General features: G+C 67.8%; 26 protein-coding genes. 16 read left to right on the top strand and 10 right to left on the bottom strand.

The annotated features are described in order from the left end of the window. Together LX81_RS11785 and LX81_RS11780 are read right to left on the bottom strand one after the other, a co-directional pair. Positions 1-504: a hypothetical protein gene (locus LX81_RS11785; RefSeq protein WP_111537522.1), complete on the bottom strand. Its 504-nt coding sequence runs from the start codon at positions 502-504 to the stop codon at positions 1-3. A gap of 99 nt (positions 505-603) precedes the next feature. After that, entirely contained in the window at positions 604-858 is a 255-nt protein-coding gene (locus LX81_RS11780; protein ID WP_111537521.1) for a hypothetical protein, read from the bottom strand. A 160-nt stretch (positions 859-1,018) separates the two neighbouring features. Between LX81_RS11780 and LX81_RS11775 the strand changes: the two genes are divergently transcribed. Further along, positions 1,019-1,909 carry a LysR family transcriptional regulator gene (locus tag LX81_RS11775; protein ID WP_111537618.1) on the top strand — a complete coding sequence of 297 codons (891 nt, stop codon included), beginning with the start codon at positions 1,019-1,021 and terminating at the stop codon, positions 1,907-1,909. Positions 1,910-2,074: 165 nt separating this feature from the next. Then, on the top strand, positions 2,075-2,374 hold the full coding sequence (locus LX81_RS11770; RefSeq protein ID WP_146259418.1) for a hypothetical protein: 300 nt from the start codon (positions 2,075-2,077) through the stop codon (positions 2,372-2,374). Positions 2,375-2,576: 202 nt separating this feature from the next. Here the strand turns inward: LX81_RS11770 and LX81_RS11765 are convergent, their stop codons facing one another. Then, positions 2,577-2,912: an ArsR/SmtB family transcription factor gene (locus LX81_RS11765; RefSeq protein WP_111537519.1), complete on the bottom strand. Its 336-nt coding sequence runs from the start codon at positions 2,910-2,912 to the stop codon at positions 2,577-2,579. A 193-nt stretch (positions 2,913-3,105) separates the two neighbouring features. On the opposite strand from LX81_RS11765, the gene LX81_RS11760 reads away from it, so the two are divergent. The 5 genes from LX81_RS11760 (at position 3,106) to LX81_RS11740 (ending at position 5,699) form a co-directional block, all read left to right on the top strand. Then, complete coding sequence (locus tag LX81_RS11760) at positions 3,106-3,432, top strand: AtpZ/AtpI family protein (protein ID WP_111537518.1); 327 nt, start codon at positions 3,106-3,108, stop codon at positions 3,430-3,432. A 95-nt stretch (positions 3,433-3,527) separates the two neighbouring features. Continuing rightward, positions 3,528-4,238, top strand: coding sequence for a F0F1 ATP synthase subunit A (locus tag LX81_RS11755; protein ID WP_234822592.1), 711 nt, complete (start codon positions 3,528-3,530; stop codon positions 4,236-4,238). 57 nt (positions 4,239-4,295) lie between these two features. Next, positions 4,296-4,532 (top strand): F0F1 ATP synthase subunit C, encoded by a 237-nt coding sequence (locus LX81_RS11750; protein WP_111537516.1) that lies wholly within the window; start codon positions 4,296-4,298, stop codon positions 4,530-4,532. 58 nt (positions 4,533-4,590) lie between these two features. Continuing rightward, entirely contained in the window at positions 4,591-5,145 is a 555-nt protein-coding gene (locus LX81_RS11745) for a F0F1 ATP synthase subunit B' (protein WP_111537515.1), read from the top strand. Continuing rightward, positions 5,142-5,699: a F0F1 ATP synthase subunit B gene (locus LX81_RS11740; protein ID WP_111537514.1), complete on the top strand. Its 558-nt coding sequence runs from the start codon at positions 5,142-5,144 to the stop codon at positions 5,697-5,699. Before LX81_RS11745 ends, LX81_RS11740 begins: the two co-directional genes overlap by 4 nt. A gap of 84 nt (positions 5,700-5,783) precedes the next feature. On the opposite strand, the gene LX81_RS11735 is transcribed toward LX81_RS11740, so the two are convergent. Further along, positions 5,784-6,434, bottom strand: a complete 651-nt coding sequence (locus LX81_RS11735) for a YiaD family glycine zipper/OmpA-like lipoprotein (protein ID WP_111537513.1) — start codon at positions 6,432-6,434, stop codon at positions 5,784-5,786. 105 nt (positions 6,435-6,539) lie between these two features. Then, a complete protein-coding gene (locus LX81_RS11730; protein WP_111537512.1) occupies positions 6,540-7,397 on the bottom strand; it encodes a methylated-DNA--[protein]-cysteine S-methyltransferase in 858 nt (285 codons plus the stop codon). 123 nt (positions 7,398-7,520) lie between these two features. On the opposite strand from LX81_RS11730, the gene nth reads away from it, so the two are divergent. Continuing rightward, complete coding sequence (nth, locus tag LX81_RS11725; RefSeq protein WP_111537511.1) at positions 7,521-8,192, top strand: endonuclease III; 672 nt, start codon at positions 7,521-7,523, stop codon at positions 8,190-8,192. Positions 8,193-8,256: 64 nt separating this feature from the next. Then, on the top strand, positions 8,257-9,246 hold the full coding sequence (locus LX81_RS11720; protein ID WP_111537510.1) for an adenosine kinase: 990 nt from the start codon (positions 8,257-8,259) through the stop codon (positions 9,244-9,246). A gap of 5 nt (positions 9,247-9,251) precedes the next feature. On the opposite strand, the gene LX81_RS11715 is transcribed toward LX81_RS11720, so the two are convergent. Continuing rightward, positions 9,252-10,418, bottom strand: coding sequence for a sensor histidine kinase (locus tag LX81_RS11715; protein WP_111537509.1), 1,167 nt, complete (start codon positions 10,416-10,418; stop codon positions 9,252-9,254). Between the two features lie 177 nt (positions 10,419-10,595). Here LX81_RS11715 and LX81_RS11710 point away from each other — a divergent pair, with 177 nt between their 5' ends. Beyond that, positions 10,596-10,976: an HIT domain-containing protein gene (locus LX81_RS11710; RefSeq protein ID WP_111537617.1), complete on the top strand. Its 381-nt coding sequence runs from the start codon at positions 10,596-10,598 to the stop codon at positions 10,974-10,976. A 10-nt stretch (positions 10,977-10,986) separates the two neighbouring features. Continuing rightward, positions 10,987-11,280: a putative quinol monooxygenase gene (locus tag LX81_RS11705; RefSeq protein ID WP_111537508.1), complete on the top strand. Its 294-nt coding sequence runs from the start codon at positions 10,987-10,989 to the stop codon at positions 11,278-11,280. Position 11,281: 1 nt separating this feature from the next. Here LX81_RS11705 and LX81_RS11700 read toward each other — a convergent pair whose 3' ends face one another. Then, on the bottom strand, positions 11,282-11,668 hold the full coding sequence (locus LX81_RS11700; protein ID WP_234822589.1) for a SpoIIAA family protein: 387 nt from the start codon (positions 11,666-11,668) through the stop codon (positions 11,282-11,284). A gap of 79 nt (positions 11,669-11,747) precedes the next feature. Then, the gene (locus tag LX81_RS11695; protein WP_111537507.1) at positions 11,748-12,689 is read right to left on the bottom strand and encodes an ABC transporter ATP-binding protein; all 942 of its coding nucleotides are present in this window, start codon (positions 12,687-12,689) and stop codon (positions 11,748-11,750) included. A gap of 104 nt (positions 12,690-12,793) precedes the next feature. Between LX81_RS11695 and LX81_RS11690 the strand changes: the two genes are divergently transcribed. The 3 genes from LX81_RS11690 to polA all read left to right on the top strand — a co-directional run bounded on the left by LX81_RS11690 (position 12,794) and on the right by polA (position 16,563). After that, the gene (locus tag LX81_RS11690) at positions 12,794-13,012 is read left to right on the top strand and encodes a zinc-finger domain-containing protein (RefSeq protein ID WP_111537506.1); all 219 of its coding nucleotides are present in this window, start codon (positions 12,794-12,796) and stop codon (positions 13,010-13,012) included. Continuing rightward, positions 13,009-13,713, top strand: coding sequence for a hypothetical protein (locus LX81_RS11685; protein WP_111537505.1), 705 nt, complete (start codon positions 13,009-13,011; stop codon positions 13,711-13,713). Before LX81_RS11690 ends, LX81_RS11685 begins: the two co-directional genes overlap by 4 nt. A gap of 63 nt (positions 13,714-13,776) precedes the next feature. Then, positions 13,777-16,563: a DNA polymerase I gene (polA, locus tag LX81_RS11680; RefSeq protein ID WP_111537504.1), complete on the top strand. Its 2,787-nt coding sequence runs from the start codon at positions 13,777-13,779 to the stop codon at positions 16,561-16,563. A gap of 24 nt (positions 16,564-16,587) precedes the next feature. Here polA and LX81_RS11675 read toward each other — a convergent pair whose 3' ends face one another. Beyond that, positions 16,588-16,809 (bottom strand): hypothetical protein, encoded by a 222-nt coding sequence (locus LX81_RS11675; RefSeq protein ID WP_111537503.1) that lies wholly within the window; start codon positions 16,807-16,809, stop codon positions 16,588-16,590. A 210-nt stretch (positions 16,810-17,019) separates the two neighbouring features. Between LX81_RS11675 and LX81_RS11670 the strand changes: the two genes are divergently transcribed. Both LX81_RS11670 and LX81_RS11665 read left to right on the top strand, forming a co-directional pair. Next, positions 17,020-17,544 (top strand): peroxiredoxin-like family protein, encoded by a 525-nt coding sequence (locus tag LX81_RS11670; protein ID WP_111537502.1) that lies wholly within the window; start codon positions 17,020-17,022, stop codon positions 17,542-17,544. An 18-nt stretch (positions 17,545-17,562) separates the two neighbouring features. Continuing rightward, a complete protein-coding gene (locus LX81_RS11665; protein WP_111537501.1) occupies positions 17,563-18,213 on the top strand; it encodes a hypothetical protein in 651 nt (216 codons plus the stop codon). Here LX81_RS11665 and LX81_RS11660 read toward each other — a convergent pair whose 3' ends face one another. Further along, complete coding sequence (locus LX81_RS11660; RefSeq protein ID WP_111537500.1) at positions 18,214-18,777, bottom strand: DUF1285 domain-containing protein; 564 nt, start codon at positions 18,775-18,777, stop codon at positions 18,214-18,216. Between the last annotated feature and the right edge of the window lie 31 nt (positions 18,778-18,808).

Raw genomic sequence — 18,808 nt, 5'->3', positions numbered from 1 at the left:
TCAGCTGTCGTCGCGGGCCTTGCGGGCGGCCTCGGTCACGGTGTCGAACGAGTTGCGGCGCTGCCGCTCCAGATCGCCCGTAAGGGATTCGAGCCGTTCGGACAGGCCGCGAAGCTCGGCCTCGGGATCGACCTCGTCGTCGCCCTTCCACCACGCATCGGCCCGGTCGCGGACCTCGCGCACGCGGTCGGGGGCGACGAGCGCGGTGATCGCGGCGGGAACCAGGACGGCCACGCCGAGGAGCGCCATGATGCGGCCGACCATGCCCGACGGCTCCGGCGTTGGGCGCGCGTAGCTCTCGATCTGGTCGGTCAGGTCGTCGAGCCGGGCGGCGAGACGCTTGAAGTTGCCTTCGAGATTGTCGTCCTCCCACCAGTCGCGGACCCGCGTTCCGATCCGTCCGGGAAGGGCGCGGACCCGGTCGGGACCCGCGGCGGCGGTGGCCGCGGCCGGCAGGACGATCAGCGCGGCGGCGATGGCGATATTGCGGTAGAGCGGGGTCATGGGGGTCTCCTGATGGGCGTTCGGAGGCCGTCATACCATAGACCGGAACCGGCTAGAAGAAGGGCCGCCCCGTTCGGGCGGCCCCTGGGGCGCTCAATCCTACAGCGCGATGCGCTGCAGGATCACGATTGCGCGGGGGCTGAGGTTGGTCTCGTCGGAGAAGTACTGCCCGGCCGCCTGGTTGGCCGAGATCTCCGCCGCGGTGGCGCCGCTCGTGCTGGGCGCCGGGGCGTTGGAATTGGCGTTGTTGGCGAGGAACGGGTACTGGACCGGGACCTGCGTGAGGTTCTGCGCGTAGGCGGGGGCCATGCCGAGGGTCGCGGCGGCGGTGGCGGCGAGTATGAGACGGTTCATGATATAAGTCCTTGTTCATTGTGGCGGGCCGGGGCCGCGCCGTCTGGATGACAGGTAGGCCCTGCGCTGCTGCTCAAAAGGTCCCCGATTGCACGGCAACCGTGTTCTGATGCACAGTCAGGCGGAGCTTGGGGGCCAGGCGGACGGAGAGGCGATGTCGATCACGAACTGGGACGAGATCCGGACGGCGTTCCACGTCGCGCGGATCGGCACGGTGAGCGGTGCCGCGGAGGCGCTGGGCGTCCATCATTCCACGGTGATCCGGCACGTGGATGCGCTGGAGGGACGGATGGGGGTCCGGCTCTTCCAGCGGCACGCGCGGGGCTACACCCCGACGGAGGCCGGCGCGGACCTCTTGCGCGTGGCCCAGGCGACGGAGGATCAGTTCACCCAGCTCTCGGGCCGGATCCGCGGCGCGGGGGAGAGCGTCGCGGGCGAGCTCGTCATCACGTCGCTTGCCACCTTCTCGGCTCTCCTCACGCCGATCCTGGTCAAGTTCCAGGCGCGCCATCCGGGCCTCGTCGTCCGGTCGCTGACGAGCGAGCGCCTCTACCGGCTGCAATACGGGGAGGCGCACGTCGCGATCCGGGCGGGCGCGGCGTCCGAGGAGCCCGACAACGTCGTTCAGCCCTTCGGCGAGGCCCATTTCGCGCTGTACGCCACGCGCGATTATCTCGAACGCCGCGGCATGCCCGAAAGCGACGCGGACCTCGCGACGCACGATTTCATCGTCCACGACAACCCGGAGACGCCCGCGCCGTTCTACCGTTGGCTGCATGAGACGGTGCCCGCAGAGCGACTCGTCTTCCGGGCGACCGACGACCGGGTGCTGCGTGATGCGGTCGAGGCGGGGGCGGGAATCGGTTTCATCTCGACGCACGACGCGCCTCCGGGCGAGACGCTCGTGCGGGTCATGGCGCCGCGTCCGGAATGGACGGCGCACTTCTGGCTCGTGACCCACATGGACCTGCACCGGACCACGAAGGTTCAATCTTTCCTTGCATTTCTCAAGTCAGAGGCGAAAGGCTGGTCGAATTTCGAGGTCGAATGAGCAGAATGACAGCATCGGCGCGATGCCGCCAACGCCGATAAGAAAACTGACAAATGCCCGAAAAAAAGTGTTGTAGTCCTGCCATATCGGCTCGCGGGGCGCTTGCGTGGCCGGATCTCTGCGACTAGAGATCGATTTGTAGAATACATCCCAAAGGGGGCATCAATGAAAGTTCGCAACGTTATCGCTGGCGCTACTTCCGCCGTCGTTCTCTTCTCGCAGACCGCACTGGCCGGAAGTCTGGCACCGGTGGTCGATTGCAACGTCACGCCCAATGCCCCGGAATGCGCAGTCGTGACCCTTGCCCCGAGCAACCCGGGCAGCTCCGGCGTCGGCGGTCTCGGCACGCTCGGAACCGTCGCGGCCATCGGTGGCGTCATCGCCGCGGCCGGCATCATCGCGGCGATCGCCGACGATGACGACGACGACGACAACGGCTCCACCACGACGTCGACGGACAACTGATCCCGTCACCCGACCCGTCGGGAACGGCAGTTACGAACGAAGGAAAGAGGCGCTCAGGCGCCTTTTTTTAATCTTGGAACCGTGTCCTGCGATGCGGGTTGGTCCGAACAAATCCCGGAGAAGACCATGAATCGTATCATCTATCTCGTCGGCCTCGTCGTCATCATCGTGGCCATCGTCGGCTTCGTTCTCTGATAGCCGATCATTCGGGCGCGCCTGTGAGCGCCTCCGCCGCGAGGAAACGCTCGTAGGCATCGAGTTCGACCGGTTCGAACTGCCCGAATCCCTGCATCCAGACCGTGGCCGCGCGAAGCGCGCTCGGGTCCAGCTTGCACCATACGACCCGGCCGCGGCGCTCCTGTACGATCAGGCGCGCCCGGCCGAGGATCGCGAGATGTTTCGAGATCGCGGCGAGCGACATCTCGAACGGCGCCGCCACATCGCTCACCGCCATGTCGTCCTCCAGCAGCATCGCGAGGATGCGCCGTCGCGTGGGGTCCGCGAGCGCCGAGAAGACCATGTCGAGCGTGACGTTCATCCCGTTTCCGTCCCACAGAGCGTCGCGATGGTCAACTTCGCGGTTGAATGTGCGCCGCGCATCACGGATCGCGCTTTCCGGACACCTCGGCAAATAAATACGATACTTATCAGTTGCTTGAGGGGAAGGATCGCCTGCTTGACACCCGCAGGCCGGCTTCCTAGTGTCCGGCCGAACGATCGGGGGTCTTCGCATGGTCGATGACGCGACCCGCGCACGGATGGAGGCGCTAGAGAAGCGCCTCGCGGCCGCGCGGCGCGCGCAGGATCCGGGGCCCCGGTCTGACGAACATTACTCCATGGCCAACATGGCGTGGAGGATGGTGACGGAACTCGTGGCGGGTCTTCTGATCGGCCTCGGCATCGGATACGGGCTCGATACCCTTTTCGGGACGCTGCCCCTCTTTCTGGTGCTGTTCGTGCTTCTGGGCCTTGCGGCCGGCGTGAACGTGATGCTGCGCACCGCGAAGGAGATCCAGGCCGACGCCGAGAGGGCGCCGCGCGACAGGGAAGAGGGCTGAAGATGGCGCAGGACGGAGCCGAGATGGCCGCAGGCACTGCCGAGGGCTATGCGAGCCATGACGGCGTGGAGCATAGCGGGTTCAACATCCACCCGATGGACCAGTTCGTGGTCCAGCCGTTCTTCTCCGATGGACCCGTCGGCATGTTCACCGTGACGAACGCCACGGTCTGGATGGCGCTCGCCGTTCTCTGCACCGTCCTGCTGCTCGTCGTGACCACGCGGGGGCGCAACGTCGTGCCGACCCGCGCGCAATCGATGGCCGAGCTGTCCTACGGTTTCGTCTACAAGATGGTCCACGACGTGACGGGCCGCGACGGGATCAAGTACTTCCCCTATGTCATGACGCTCTTCATGTTCATCGTGATGGCGAACCTGCTGGCGCTGATCCCCACCTCCTTCGCGCCGACGAGCCACATCGCCGTGACCGCGGTTCTGGCGCTCCTCGTCTTCTTCGGCGTGACGATCCTCGGTTTCGTCAAGCACGGCATGGGCTTTCTCGGCCTCTTCTGGGTGTCGGAGGCGCCGCTGATCCTGCGGCCGGTCCTGGCCCTGATCGAGCTGATCTCGTATTTCGTGCGGCCGGTGAGCCATTCGATCCGGCTTGCGGGCAATATCATGGCCGGCCACGCGGTCCTCAAGGTCTTCGCGGGCTTCGCCGGGGCGCTCGGCCTCTTCGCCTTCGTGCCGGTGCTCGCGATCACGGCGATCTACGCGCTCGAGGTGCTGGTCGCGTTCATCCAGGCCTACGTCTTCGTGATGCTGACCTGCGTCTATCTGAAGGATGCGCTGCATCCGTCCCACTGACGGTCCCGCCACGGCGCCGACCGGACCACCAACGCTTCCAATTCAAGGAGAAAGATCATGGAAGGCGATATCGCAAGCATGGGCCAGTTCATCGGGGCCGGGATCGCGGGCCTCGGTGCGGGCATCGCGGCGCTCGGCGTCGGCAACGTGGCCGCGAACTTCCTCTCGGGTGCGCTGCGCAACCCCTCCGCCGCGGCCGGCCAGACCGCGACGCTCTTCATCGGCATCGCCTTCGCGGAAGCGCTCGGGATCTTCTCGTTCCTCATCGCGCTGCTGCTGATGTTCGCCGCCTGATCCCGGTTCCGCCGCCGGACCAGGTCCTGGCGGCGGGCTCACCCAGACGGAGCGCGCGATGGAGCACGAAGAAGTAGAATCGGTCCTCGGAACGGGCGATGCCGTTGCCGATGGCACCGGCATGCCGCAGCTCGACCTTTCGACCTTTCCGAACCAGATCTTCTGGCTGATCATCGCGCTCGTCGCGATCTATTTCGTGCTTGCGCGCGTTGCGCTGCCGCGGATCGGGGCGGTCCTGGCCGAACGGCAGGGCACGATCACCAACGATATCGCCGCCGCGGAAGAGCTGAAGCTCAAGGCGGCGGACGCGGAGAAGGCCTACGACAAGGCGCTCGCCGATGCGCGGGCGGAAGCCCAGCGGATCGCCGAGAAGAACCGCGCCGAGATGCAGGCCACCCTCGACGAGAAGCAGGAGGAGGCCGACCGCGAGATCGCGGAACAGGTCGCCGAGAGCGAAACGCGCATCGCGGAGATCCGCGACAGCGCGATGGCCAATGTCGAGGAGGTCGCGAAGGAGACCGCGGAGGCGCTCGTCGCCGCGCTCGGCGGACAGGCGGACAGCGAAGCGGTCAACGCGGCGGTGGACGAGAGAATGGAGGAGCGCAGCCGATGAGACGTCTTGCGACAGGTACAGCGCTTCTGATCCCCGGTCCGGCACTCGCCGCGACCGGGCCCTTCTTCAGCCTCAACAACACCGATTTCGTCGTGCTGCTGGGCTTCCTGGTCTTCATCGGCATCCTGCTGTGGTACCGGGTGCCGGGCACGGTGGGCAAGATGCTCGACAATCGCGCGGAGGGCATCCGCTCCGATCTCGCGGAAGCGCGGGAGCTGCGCGAGGAGGCGCAGACGCTGCTCGCCACCTACGAGCGCAAGCAGAAGGACGTGCAGGACCAGGCCGACCGCATCGTCTCGGCCGCGCGCAAGGATGCGCAGGCCTCGGCCGACAAGGCGCTCGCCGACATGGAAGCGGCCCTCGAGCGGCGCAAGCGCGCCGCGCAGGAGCAGATCGCTTCGGCGGAGGAACAGGCGGTGCGCGATGTCCGCAACCGGGCGGTCGACGTGGCGATCGCCGCGGCGCGCGACGTGCTGATCCGGCAGATGGACGCGGAGCGGCAGAACCGGCTCATCGACGAATCGATCTCCACGGTCGACGCCAAGCTGCACTGACGCCGCGGCCTCAGGGCATCTGAATGAGAAAGGCCCCGGACGGTGACGTCCGGGGCCTTTTTCTTCACTATAGGCAGTCTGATCTCAGCTCGTCGGGCGGATGATGATCTGCACGCGGCGGTTCTGCGCGCGGCCCTGGGGAGACAGGTTGGAGGCCAGCGGCTGGTTCTCTCCGTAGCCCACGGAGGAGACGCGGCGGGGCGAGACGCCGTTGGCCTCGAGGATCGCGGCCACGGATTCGGCGCGGCGCTCGCTCAGGTTCTGGTTGTAGGCCGCGGAGCCGGTATTGTCGGTATGGCCCTGCACCTCGATGTTGGAGGAGGGATAGCGGTTGAGGCTGTTGCCGAGCACGCGGAGATCGCCTTGCAGCGTCGGCCCGACGGAGGCGCTGTCCACCGCGAAGAGGATGTCCTGCGGCATCCGCACGATCAGCTCGTTGCCGGTGTTGATGACGTCGATTTCCTGGCTGAAATCGTTGCGCAGCTCCTGCGCCTGCCGGTCGAGGAACGAGCCGGCGACGGCGCCCGTGCCCGCCCCGATGGCCGCGCCGATGGCGGCGCTGCGCAGCGCGCTGTCGTGGCTGCCGTCGAGGCCGCCGGCGAGCGCACCGACGCCCGCGCCGATCAGCGCACCGGTCCGGGCATTGTCGCGCTGCCCCGTCTGGGAATTGACGCAGGCGCCCAGCGCCAGAAGGCCCATGGAGGCGGCCAGCAGCGGGGTTCTTCTCAAAATCATGTCAGTCCTCGCAGGTCTCGTGGATGCACATCTCGGAGGCCGACATATTAGGCGATGGAAACGCGTCCCGCACGAGGAAAGGCACGATGCGGTACGAAATGCCCGTCACGGTGTCGCGATGGCATCGTCGAGCCGGGCCGCTTCGTCGGCCAGCATCGCCCGCTTGACGCTCAACCCCCAATGGTAGCCGCCGAGGCCGCCGGTGGCCCGGAGCGCGCGGTGGCAGGGGATGAGCCAGGAGACGGGATTGCGTCCGACGGCTGTTCCGACCGCCCGGACGGCGCGGGGCTTGCCGATCGCCGAGGCGATCTCTCCGTAGGTCGTGACATGACCGGACGGGATCGCGAGGAGCGCTTCCCAGACCTTGATCTGGAACGGGGCCCCGATGAGGTGGAGCGGGAGCGTCTCGTGCGCGCCGGTGGCGAAGGCCGCCTCCGCCCAGCCGGCCTGCGCGGCCGCGTCCTCGACGAAGCGCGCCTCGGGCCAGCGGGCGGCGAGATCGGCGTATGCCGCCTCCCGACCCGTCTCCGCCGCGAAGGCGAGCCCGCAGATGCCCGTCTCCGTCGACATGATGAGGACGGGCCCGAAGGGGCTGTCGTGCCAGCCCCAGCGGAGCGTGAGTCCCGCGCCGCGCCGAGCGTAATCGCCGGGGCTCATTGCCTCCCACCTGAGAAACAGGTCGTGGAGCCGGCCGCCGCCGGACAGGCCCACGGCGTCCGCCGTTTGAAGCGTCGTGAAGCGCTCCGCGAGGAGCGACTTGGCATGGCCGAGCGTCAGGAATTGCTGGAACCGCTTCGGCGAGACCCCGACCCAGCGGCTGAAGAGGCGCTGGAAATGGGCGGGGGAGAGGTTCATCTCAGCCGCGATCTCCTCGAGGCTGAGGGCGCGCCCCTCGGCGCTGTCGATCCGCTCGATGGCGCGGGCCATGAGCGGCCAGTGATAGCTTCGCTGCGTGTCGAGCATGGCGGACCTCCTTCGGATGCCATGGAACCTAGGCGGCGGCGGCGCGGGCCGCGACCCGGATTTTGCGCAATCGCGCGCCGCGGCGCTTGCCCGCCCCCGGTCGATCGGCCATATCCGTGGCCCATGGCGACCGCCCTCGATTACCACACGATCCGCACGATCTTCTCCCGGTTCCAGGCGGCGGAGCCGGAGCCGTTGGGGGAGTTGCACCACACCAACGCCTACACGCTGGTCGTGGCGGTCGCGTTGTCGGCGCAGGCGACGGATGCCGGGGTGAACCGGGCGACCGCGTCGCTTTTCCCCGTGGTCGACACGCCGCAGAAGATGCTGGATCTGGGCGAGGAGGGGCTGATCGCGCATATCAAGTCGATCGGGCTCTACCGCAACAAGGCGCGCAACGTGATGAAGCTCTCGCGGATCCTCGTGGAGGAATACGGCGGTGAGGTGCCGTCCTCGCGCGCGGCGCTCGAGAGCCTGCCCGGCGTGGGGCGCAAGACCGCGAACGTGGTGCTCAACATGTGGTGGGGGCATCCGGCGCAGGCCGTGGACACCCATATCTTCCGCGTCGGCAACCGCACGCGGGTGGCGCCGGGCCGCGACGTGGTGGCCGTCGAGCGCGCGATCGAGGACAACGTGCCCGCGGAGTTCCAGCGCCACGCCCATCACTGGCTGATCCTGCACGGCCGCTATGTCTGCGTGGCGCGGAAGCCCAAATGCCCCGCCTGCCTGATCCGCGATCTCTGCCCCTTCGAGGACAAGACGCCCGAGCCGAAGCCCGCCCGGCCCCGGAGCTGATCCGGGACCTGCCCCGGACTTGATCCGGGGCCTCGCCCCTCAGAGAGACACCGAAGGAGACAGGATGACGAAGAGCTTTGACGTGATCGGCATCGGCAACGCGATCGTCGACGTGATCGCGCCCGCCGACGACGCGTTCCTCGACCACATGGGGATCGAGAAGGGGATCATGCAGCTCGTGGAGCGCGAGCGGGCGGAGCTTCTCTATGCCGCGATGACGGAACGCGTGCAGACACCGGGCGGCTCGGTCGCGAACACGATCGCGGGGCTTGGAAAGATGGGCCTCGCGACGGCGTTCATCGGCAAGGTGAAGGGCGACGCGCTCGGCCGCAGCTATGCCGCGGGGATGGAGGCGGACGGGATCGTTTTCCCGAACCCGCCGGTTCCGGATGCCGCGCTGCCCACGTCGCGCTGCATGATCTTCGTCTCGCCGGACGGGGAGCGGTCGATGAACACCTATCTCGGGGCAGGCGTCGACATCTCCGCCGCAGACGTGGACGAGGCGGTGTTCGAGGGCGCGGGGCTCGTCTTCCTCGAGGGTTATCTCTTCGACAAGGAGGAGGGGAAGACCGCGTTCCGGGAGGCCGCGCGGCTTGCGCGGCGGGCAGGCGGCCGCGCCGGGCTCACGCTCAGCGATCCGTTCTGCGCGGAGCGCCATCGCGCGGATTTCCAGGCGCTCATCGCCGAGGAGCTCGACGTGGTGATCGGCAACGAGGCGGAGTGGACGACGCTCTACCAGAGCGATCTCGAGACCGCGCTCGACCGGGCCGCGTCGGCCGCGGAAACGGTGGTCTGCACCCGGTCGGGCGAGGCGGTGATCCTCCGGCGGGGCGGCGAGCGGCTGGAGGCGCCGGTCCGCCGCGTGACGCCCGTCGACGCGACGGGTGCGGGCGACCAGTTCGCCGCGGGCTTTCTCTACGGCTACGTGCGGGGCGCGCCGCTCGAGACCTGCGGGCGGATGGGCGTCGCGGCCGCGGCGGAGGTGATCGGCCATGTCGGGCCGCGCCCGGAGACCGATCTTCTCGCCGTCTTCGATCGCGAGGGCCTCGTCTAGCGCGCTCAGGCCGCCGCGGCGCGCGTCTGCCCGGCGGTCGCGGCGGGCCGGGCGCGGTCGAGCGTCAGGCGCTGCTCTTTCTGCCCGTCCGCTCCCGTCCGCAGCTCCAGCGTGCCGCCCATGACGCGGGCGAGGGTATGGACGAGCGACAGGCGCAGCGCGATCGGCGAGGCCGAGCGGACGCCCTCGGGCGCGATCGCCCCGCCCGACGCGGAGACCGCCAGCCCCTCCAGCTCGGGCGGAATGTCCCCCGCGGCCAAGGCGCGCCCGCCGTCGTGGACGCTGACGACGAAGCGGCCGGAGAGATCCTCGTCGAGCCGCACGGCGATCGGGCCCGGCGCCTCTTCCGCGGCGCTCGTCTCGATGGCGATCTGGAGCATGCAGGAGACCGCCTGCCGCAGGCTTTCCGTCCGGCCCATGAACACCGCCGTCTCGGGCGCGTCGAGGGTCATGTGCACGCCGCGCAGTTCCGCGTGCAGATGCTCGAGCGCCACGGTGTCGCGCAGGAGCGCCGCGGCGTCGAGCTGGTCGAGCGCGCCGTCCTCCGGCTGCTCCGCCTCGGCGGCCGAGAGGTCGAGGACGGTCTGCAGAAGCGACACAAGATCCTCGCCCGATTGCGAGACCATGTCGGCGAGTTCGGAATAGTTCTCCGTGCCGAGCGGCCCGATCGCCTCCGCGCGCAGGAGCTGGGCGAAGCCGAGGATGTGGTTGAGGGGCGTGCGGATGTCGTGGCTGAGCCCGGAGATGACCTGGAACTTGCCGGACTGGTCCACCCCGTCGTTCTGGAGCCGGGCCGTGGTCAGGGCGTTGTCGAGGCGGGTGATGCTTTCCTGCACCCCGCGCAGCAGGATGCCCGCCTCGTCGGTGTAGCGCACCGGCAGGGACGGGATCTCGCGGTGGCGCAGGAAGGTCTCGAGCGCGTTGGTGGCGGTGCGGATCGGGGCCATCAGCGCCGACATGGCGAACATCGTGGCGATCGTGCCCGCGAGCGTCGCCACGAGCATGGCGGCGAGGATCGGGAGCTGCTGCGAGATCTCCTCGCCCGTGTAGACGAGCACGAAGGCCACGGCGCCGAAGATCGGTATGTGCACGCCCACGAAGCTCACGAGCATGATCTTGCCCATGAACGTTTTCGGCAGGGGACGGGCGGCGAGGAACTGGTAGAGGCGCATGATGGCTCCGGCTGAGTGTTGAGCCTCTACCCCTTCGCCAGAATGGCTAACGAATTCCGAATGGCCCTCGGGTCCGCGCCCGCCGCGAAGGGGCTGGAGGTCCGGTGGCGGGTCGCTAGACTGGATCGGGACAGCTTTGCGGGCCCGGCGGCCGGGCGCGGTGATCAGGGAGGCGGCATGCCATTCGACTATGATAATCAGAACATTTTCGCGAAGATCCTGCGGGGCGAGATCCCCAACGACACGGTGCTCGAGACCGAGCACACGCTCGCCTTCAACGACATAACGCCGCAGGCGGCCGTCCACGTGCTTGTGATCCCGAAGGGCGCCTATGCGAGCTACGACCATTTCTGCGCCGAGGCCTCGGAAGCCGAGCTCGCCGACTTCGCCCGCGCCACGGCGCGGATCATCGCGGATGCGGGTCTCTCGCTCACGGATGGGGGGCAGGGCTACCGCGTGATCTCGAACGCGGGGTCACATGGCGGCCAGGAAGTGCCGCATTATCACCTTCACATCACGGGCGGGCAGCCGCTCGGCCGGATGCTGAACCCCGCCTGAGGAGCGTGCCATGAGCCACCTCGTCATCGTCGCCGACATCCGCGCCACGCCCGGGCAGGGTGACGCGCTCGAAACGGCGCTCCGCGCGCTCGTCCCGCCGACGCTCGGCGAGGAGGGGTGCGTGCATTACGACCTGCACCGCGACAACGACGATCCCGACCATTTCCTCTTCCACGAGGCATGGGAGAGCCGGGCGCTCTGGGAGCGGCACAACGCGTCGGACCACATCGCCCACCACAAGTCCGCCAACGCCGCGCTGGTCGAGAGCACGGTGATCCACGAGATGACGCGGATCGACGGATAGATCAGGCGGGCCTGGCGCCCACGAAGCGCCAGGCGGCGTCCGCCTCGCCCGCGGTGAACGTGCGGGCGTCGACCGGGATCACCTTGTCCATCATGTCGATCATGCGCGCCGCCCCGTCGGGGGCGCCCACCACCGCGTACTTGTCGACCTTCGAGAGCGACCGGAACCGCGATTTCACCGAATCCCAGTCGAGGCCCGCGCCCGTCTCGCTGCCGTGGTAGTTTTCGAAGAGGAGGAGCATCGACACTTTCTCGTGCGTATCGAAGGCGGCGTTCATGTATTCCGCCATCGCCTCCATGTCCGCGCCCGTGACCTCGCCCGTCACGCGGAAGGCGTAGAGGTCGGGATTGTCGGTGGGGATCTGCTGGATCGTTTCGCTGTTCATCATCGCATCTGTCCTCCCGTCGGGCCGGATCCACGCCGGCCCCTCCCAAGCCACGGGCGCGGGAGGAAGTTCCCGCGCGGGCTCAGGCGGCGTCGGACCGCGTGAGGTCGAGGAACACGTCCTCAAGATGCGGCTCCTCGATGGAGACGTCGGCGATGACGACGCCCGCCTCCTGCAGCGCGGCGAGGATGTCGCCCGGCCGGGTCTTCGTCTTGGCGTAGTTGAGCGCGAGCCGCCCGTCGGCGCGCCGGTCGAGCGTCACGCCGTCGGGCAGGGCGATGTCGGCGGGCGGCGTCTCCACCGGCTCGATCACCAGGGTCTTGGCGTCGATCCGGCTGATCATGTTGCGCGTCGTGTCGCGCACGAGAAGGTCGCCGTGGTGGATGATGGCGATCTCGTCGCACATCGCCTCCGCCTCCTCGAGGTAATGCGTGGTCAGGATGATGGTCATTCCCCGCTCCTCGTTGAGGCGGCGGACGTTCTTCCAGAGCATCTGGCGCAGCTCGATATCGACGCCCGCGGTGGGCTCGTCGAGGACGAGGATCTGCGGATCGTGCACGAGCGCCTTGCCGAGGAGAAGGCGCCGCCGCATCCCGCCGGAGAGGTTGCGGGCATAGGCCTCCGCCTTGTCGGACAACCCGATCATTTCGAGGATCTCGTCGGTGCGCCGCTCGCGCCGGGGCACACCGTAGAGACCCGCCTGCACGTCGAGGGAGGCGCGGGGGGTGAAGAACGGGTCGAGGTTCAGCTCCTGCGGCATGACGCCGATGGCCGCGCGCGATTGCCGCGGATTGACGTCCTGGTCGAAGCCCCAGATCCGCACCTTCCCGGAGGTCTTCACGACGAGGCCCGCGAGGATATTGATGAGCGTCGACTTGCCCGCGCCGTTGGGGCCGAGCAATCCGAAGATGGAGCCTTGCGGGATCTCGAGATCGATTCCCTTCAGCGCTTCCTTCTCCGGCTCGCGGCCGGTTGCCGCGTAGACCTTGCGCAAGCCTTCGATCTCGATTGCCGCGTCGGACATTGGGGGGCCTTTCCTCGCGCCCTTGTCTCGGCAGGGCGGATCACTATCATCGCGCCTGACCTAGACCCCGCCCCGTGGCGGGGCAAGCCTGAGGATGCCCGCCCATGTCCGAGAAGCCCGTGGACAACCAAGGTCCACTCCCGCCCACCGGGGCCTATGACGAACCCGAGACGGTCGAGGTGACGACCACCCGCGTAAGCTGCGACGGGGAGATGACCCATCCCCGCGTCTGGCTCCAGATCCCCGAGGAGCGGGGCTGGGTCGAATGCGGCTATTGCGACAAGCGCTTCGTCCTGGCGGAGGGTGCGGGCGGCGGGCATTGAGGCTCGCCCTCCTTCTCTGGCTGCTCTTCGCCGGGGCCGCCGCCGCCGCGCCCGATCATGGGCTCATGTGGAACCGCACGGGGCTGCCGCTGGTCTTTCCGCTGCAGATCCGCACCGATCCGGGGCGCGACACCGTCCTCGTCATGCGCGACGCGGAAACGGGGGAGGCGGCCGTCGCGGGCTATATCGAGGGCGGGCGGTTCTTCCGCATCCTCGTGCCGCCCGGCACCTACGAGCTCGATTTCGCGACCGGGACCGAGTGGGTGGACGAGGAAACGCTTTTCGGGGCGGAGACGCGGCGATTCTCCTTTCCCGAGCCGCTGACCTTCGCGGTCGAGGGGCTGGCGCGGAAATCCGGCCATCTCATCGACCTGCGCGAGGAGGGGCGCATGGCCTCCCGCGCGCTCGACCTCTGCCAGGAGCGGGTGGTCGCGGGGGTGCCGCAGGCCCCGTCGGTGGACCCCGAGGAGCGGGAGGTCGAGGGATACGACTTCCGCGACTACCGCCGCTACGGCGACGGGACACGGCGCGATTACGCCACCCGCGATCCGCGTTTCGAGGGGCGGGAGCTCGGGCGGGTCGGCGATTATCCCAAGTCCTACGGCTACCGGCCCGACGAACGCCCCGAGATGCGCAAGGCGCCGCGTCCCGCGCCTGACCGCACCGGCGACGTGGAGATCCGCGAGCGTCTCTGCGGCTGAGCGGGATGGCGGCGCGCGCCGCTTCGTGCAAGAACCCGGCGGGAGAGATAGGGGAGACGCGCCATGGCGTTCGGCAAGGGCCATCACCTGCATCTGGTCGACGGATCGGCCTTCATCTTCCGCGCCTACCACGCGCTGCCGCCGCTCACGCGGAAGTCGGACGGGCTGCCGGTGGGGGCGGTGTCGGGCTTCGTCAACATGCTCTGGAAGATGATCCAGGACAACAAGGGGCCGGACGCGCCGACCCATGCGGCGGTCGTCTTCGACAAGGGCTCGATCACGTTCCGCAACCATCTCTACGATCAGTACAAGGCCAATCGCGACGAGATGCCGGAGGAGCTGCGCCCGCAGATCCCGCTGACGCGGGAGGCGACGCGGGCCTTCAACATCGCCTGCCTCGAGGAGGAGGGGTTCGAGGCCGACGACATCATCGCCACGCTCGCCTGCCGCGCGCGGGAGGCCGGCGGCCGGGTGACGATCATCAGCTCCGACAAGGACCTCATGCAGCTCGTGGGCGGCGGCGTGGAGATGTTCGACGCGATGAAGAACGTCCGCATCGACCGGGAGGGGGTCGAGGCGAAGTTCGGCGTCGGCCCGGAACGGGTGGTGGACGTGCAGGCGCTAGCGGGCGATTCGGTGGACAACGTGCCGGGCGCGCCGGGGATCGGGATCAAGACCGCGGCGCTCCTCATCAACGAGTTCGGCGATCTGGAGACGCTTCTCGAGCGCGCGGAGGACGTGCCGCAGCCCAAGCGGCGGCAGACGCTGATCGAGCATGCCGAGCAGATCCGGCTCTCGAAGAAGCTGGTGCAGCTCGATTGCGACATGGAGCTGTCCTACGACCTCGATTCTCTCGAGGTGGTGGAGCCGGTGGCCGACGACCTGCTCGCGTTCCTGACGGCGATGGAGTTCCGCACGATCGTCCGCCGCGTCTCCGACGAGCTCGGAAAGGAGGCGCCCGCGATCCCCGAGGAGGCGCCGGAGACGGTCGAGCCCGAGGCGCAGGCAGACTTCCCCGAGACCTACGAATGGGTGCGCGACGAGGCGGCGCTCGAAGCCTGGATCGCGAAGGCCCATGCGCGTGGCTATGTCGCCGTCGACACCGAGACGACGGCCCTGAACGAGATGCAGGCGCTGCTCGTGGGCGTCTCGCTCGCCGTGGCGCCGGGGGAGGCGTGCTACGTGCCGCTCGCCCACAAGACCAACCCGGAGGCCGATCTCTTCGCCACCGACGCGCTCGCGGAGGGGCAGATCCCGATGGCGCGCGCGCTGGAGCTCCTTAAGCCGCTTCTCGAGGATCCGTCGGTCCTGAAGATCGGGCAGAACATCAAGTACGACGCCAAGATCCTCGCCCGGAACGGCATCGACATCGCGCCCGTGGACGACACGATGCTGCTCTCCTACGCCATGCATGCGGGGCTGCACGGGCACGGGATGGACGTGCTGTCGGAGCGCTATCTCGGGCACGTCCCGATCCCCATCAAGTCGCTGATCGGGACCGGCAAGTCGCAGATCACCTTCGACGGCGTCGCGGTCGACAAGGCGGTGAACTACGCGGCGGAGGATGCCGACATCACGATCCGGCTTTGGCAGGCGTTCAAGCCGCAGCTTCACCGCGCGCGGGTCACGACCGTCTACGAGACGCTGGAACGGCCACTCATCCCGGTCCTGGCCAGGATGGAGATGGCGGGGATCGAGGTCGACCGGGAGACGCTCTCGCGCATGTCGGGCGCCTTCGCGCAGAAGATGGCGGGGCTCGAGGAGGAGATCCGGGAGCTGGCGGGGGAGGACTTCAAGGTCGGCTCCCCGAAGCAACTGGGCGAGATCCTGTTCGACAAGCTCGGCCTGCCCGGCGGCAAGAAGGGCAAGACGGGCGCCTACGGCACCGGGGCGGACATTCTCGAGGATCTGGCGACGGAGCACGAATTGCCGGGCCGGGTGCTCGACTGGCGGCAGGTCTCCAAGCTGAAATCGACCTATACGGATGCGCTGCAGGAAAAGATCGACCCCGCGACGGGCCGGGTCCACACCTCCTATTCCATCGCGGGGGCGAATACCGGACGCCTCGCCTCCACCGATCCGAACCTGCAGAACATCCCCGTCCGGACGGAGGAGGGGCGGCGGATCCGGGAGGCGTTCGTGGCGCCCGCGGGCCGCACGCTCGTCTCGCTCGACTACAGCCAGATCGAGTTGCGCATCCTCGCCCATATCGCGGGGATCGAGGAGCTGAAGCAGGCCTTCCGGGAGGGGCAGGATATCCACGCGCTCACCGCGTCGGAAATGTTCGGCGTGCCGATGGAGGAGATGACGCCCGAGATCCGGCGACAGGCCAAGGCGATCAATTTCGGCGTGATCTACGGAATCTCGGGCTTCGGTCTCGCGCGCAACCTGCGGATCCCGCGCGAGGAGGCGCAGGGCTTCATCGACCGGTATTTCGAGCGCTTCCCCGGCATCAAGGGCTACATGGACGACACGATCCGCTTCGCGAAGGATCGCGGCCATGTCGAGACACTGTTCGGGCGGAAGATCAACACGCCCGAGATCAACGCCAAGGGGCCGGGCGCGGGGTTCGCGCGACGCGCGGCGATCAACGCACCCATCCAGGGGACGGCGGCCGACGTGATCCGTCGCGCGATGATCCGGATGGAGGCGGCGACCGCGAGTCTGCCCGCGACCATGCTTCTGCAGGTCCACGACGAACTGATCTTCGAGGTCGACGAGGGTTCGGAGGATGCGCTGATCGCCGTCGCGCGGGAAGTGATGGAAGGGGCCGCGATGCCGGCCGTCGATCTCAGCGTGCCGCTCGAGGTCGATGCGGGTCAGGGTCGGAGCTGGGCCGAGGCGCACTGACCGCGCGCGCCCCGGCCCCCGGGCCTAGCGCGACGGCGCGCCGGTCGAATTGCCGTGCCATTGCACGGCCGGGGCAGGCGTCGCCTGCCAGTCGGACCCGGGCGCGCGGGCGGCGAGCATGACGGCGAGGCTGACGTTCAGAAACAGCATCAGGATCAGGGCGACGCGGATGAGGTCGCCCCGTCCTTCGAAGGCGGACTTCCGCGGCGCGGTGGGGGTTGGATGGAACGTGTCGGCGTAGGTCATGGCGATCTCCGATCGGATGTATGTCTGATCGCGATCTAGGTGAGAGCCGGTTATTTTGAAAACGAATGTTTGGCGATGATCGCATCACGCATGGTGATGGATAACCTGTCCTGTCGATCCCGTGCGACCGGAGCGCGCGGTCGGGGAACAAGGACGCGTCCGGTGCGCTGAAGGTCAGATTTGATGGAAGCAGCCAGGAATGGACCGCAGATGCCCACGACGCCGATGCCCGACGAAACCGCACCCGACCTCAAGGTCCCCCTCATCATCGGGACCGATTGGGAACTCTCGACGCAGAGCCCCGACGCTTTCACGATGATCGTGGTCTATCGCGGTCTGCATTGCCCGATCTGCAAGAGCTACCTGCAGGAGCTGAAATCGCATTTCGACGATTTCGTCGCCAAGGGCTTCTCGGTCATCACGATCTCGATGGACGGCAAGGAGAAAGCGCAGAAAGCGTATGACGATTGGGGCCTCGACAACATCCCGATGGGGTTTGATCTGAGCGAGGAGCAGGCGAAGGCCTGGGGTCTCTATCTCTCGTCCTCGATCCAGGAGAGCGAGACGGACACGTTCGCGGAACCGGCCGTGTTCTGGGTCCGGCCGGACGGGCGGCTCTATCTCTCCAACATCGCCAACATGCCCTTCGCGCGTCCCGATCTCGGCCTGCTCCTGAAATCGGCCGACACCGTCGCGGAGAAGGATTATCCCGCCCGCGGCACGAAGGCCGCCTGAGGGAAGGGCGCCGCGTCGATGGAATGGGTGGTCGAGAACGAGGCATGGATCGGGATCGTCCTGCAGGCAGTGATGGCGGTCATCTGGATCGCCTACCTGCAGGTCTTCGTCTTGGGCTACATCCGGCAGCGGCGCCCGCTCGTCCTCATCAACCGCGGTGCGGGGGTGGGGACGGGGGCGCAATGCCTTGTCTGCAACATGGGCGGGGAGCCGATCTACCTCACCTCCGTCATCGCGGACCTGCGGATCGGCGACGAGACGTTTCGGGCCTTCGTCACGGACCGGGAGGAAGTCGACAAGACCACCCTTTCCAGGCCGTCCGAGGGCACCAACCAGGGGCCGATCGGGAGCGGCGAGTTCGTGGATATCGGCAGTTTCGACCAGATCCTCGAACGGGCGCTCCGTCATGTCGGACGTGACGACGAGATCGATCGGGTCGACCGGATGGATCTCACGGTGCTCTGCGGATCGGGCCATTCGATGCTGCTCGTCGCCGGCCGGCGCCGCTTCATCGTGGGGTGGGCCGATGGCGACAGGCGGTTCGTCCCCAACATGGCCCTGACTGAACAGATCACGCGGCGGCGCGACAGGCGGCGCTTGCGCGAAGTCCTTGAGAAATCGCTCCGCGAGGAAGCCGGCAACCTGAAGACGGCCTCGGACCCGCGGTGATCAGGGCAGTTCGTCGGCCGGAATGATCGGGAAGAAGGACCCGGACGAGGAAAGCCCGAACCAGTTGCGCCCCTCGTGCTCCCGCGTCTCCCCGATCTCGACGAGACGGTAGAAGCTCTTGCGGTCGATCAGCGCTTCGAGATTGCGGCGAACGTGAAGATACGGGGAGGGCTCACCTGTCTCCGCATCCCGTTCGACGCGGATGGCGTGATCGGGACCGGCTTCCACGTGGTCGCCCACGTTCGTCTCGAAGACGAGCGCCTCGCCCTTCCGCTCGAAATCGACGGCGACGAAGGGCGCGTCCTCCACGCGAATCCCCACCTTTTCCACTGGCGTGACGAGGAAATAGGCGTCGCCCTCGCGCTTGAGGATGGTGGAGAAGAGCCGCACGAGCCCCGCCCGTCCGATGGGCGTGCCGAGATAATGCCAGGTCCCGTCGCGCCGGATCTCCATATCGAGATCGCCGCAGAAGGGCGGATCCCATTTCTCGACCGGCGGCAGACCGCCTTTCGACGCGGCACGCGCGCTCTCTTCGAGGCGGGGGGCGTCGGGCATCACGGTCATTTGTCTCGGCCCTCCTTTTGCCATTTGTGCC

The organism is Palleronia aestuarii, from assembly GCF_003253995.1.
Taxonomy (GTDB): Bacteria; Pseudomonadota; Alphaproteobacteria; order Rhodobacterales; family Rhodobacteraceae; genus Palleronia; species Palleronia aestuarii.
The sequence above is the reverse complement of the archived record's forward strand: the minus strand, read 5'-3'. Positions and strand labels throughout refer to the sequence as shown.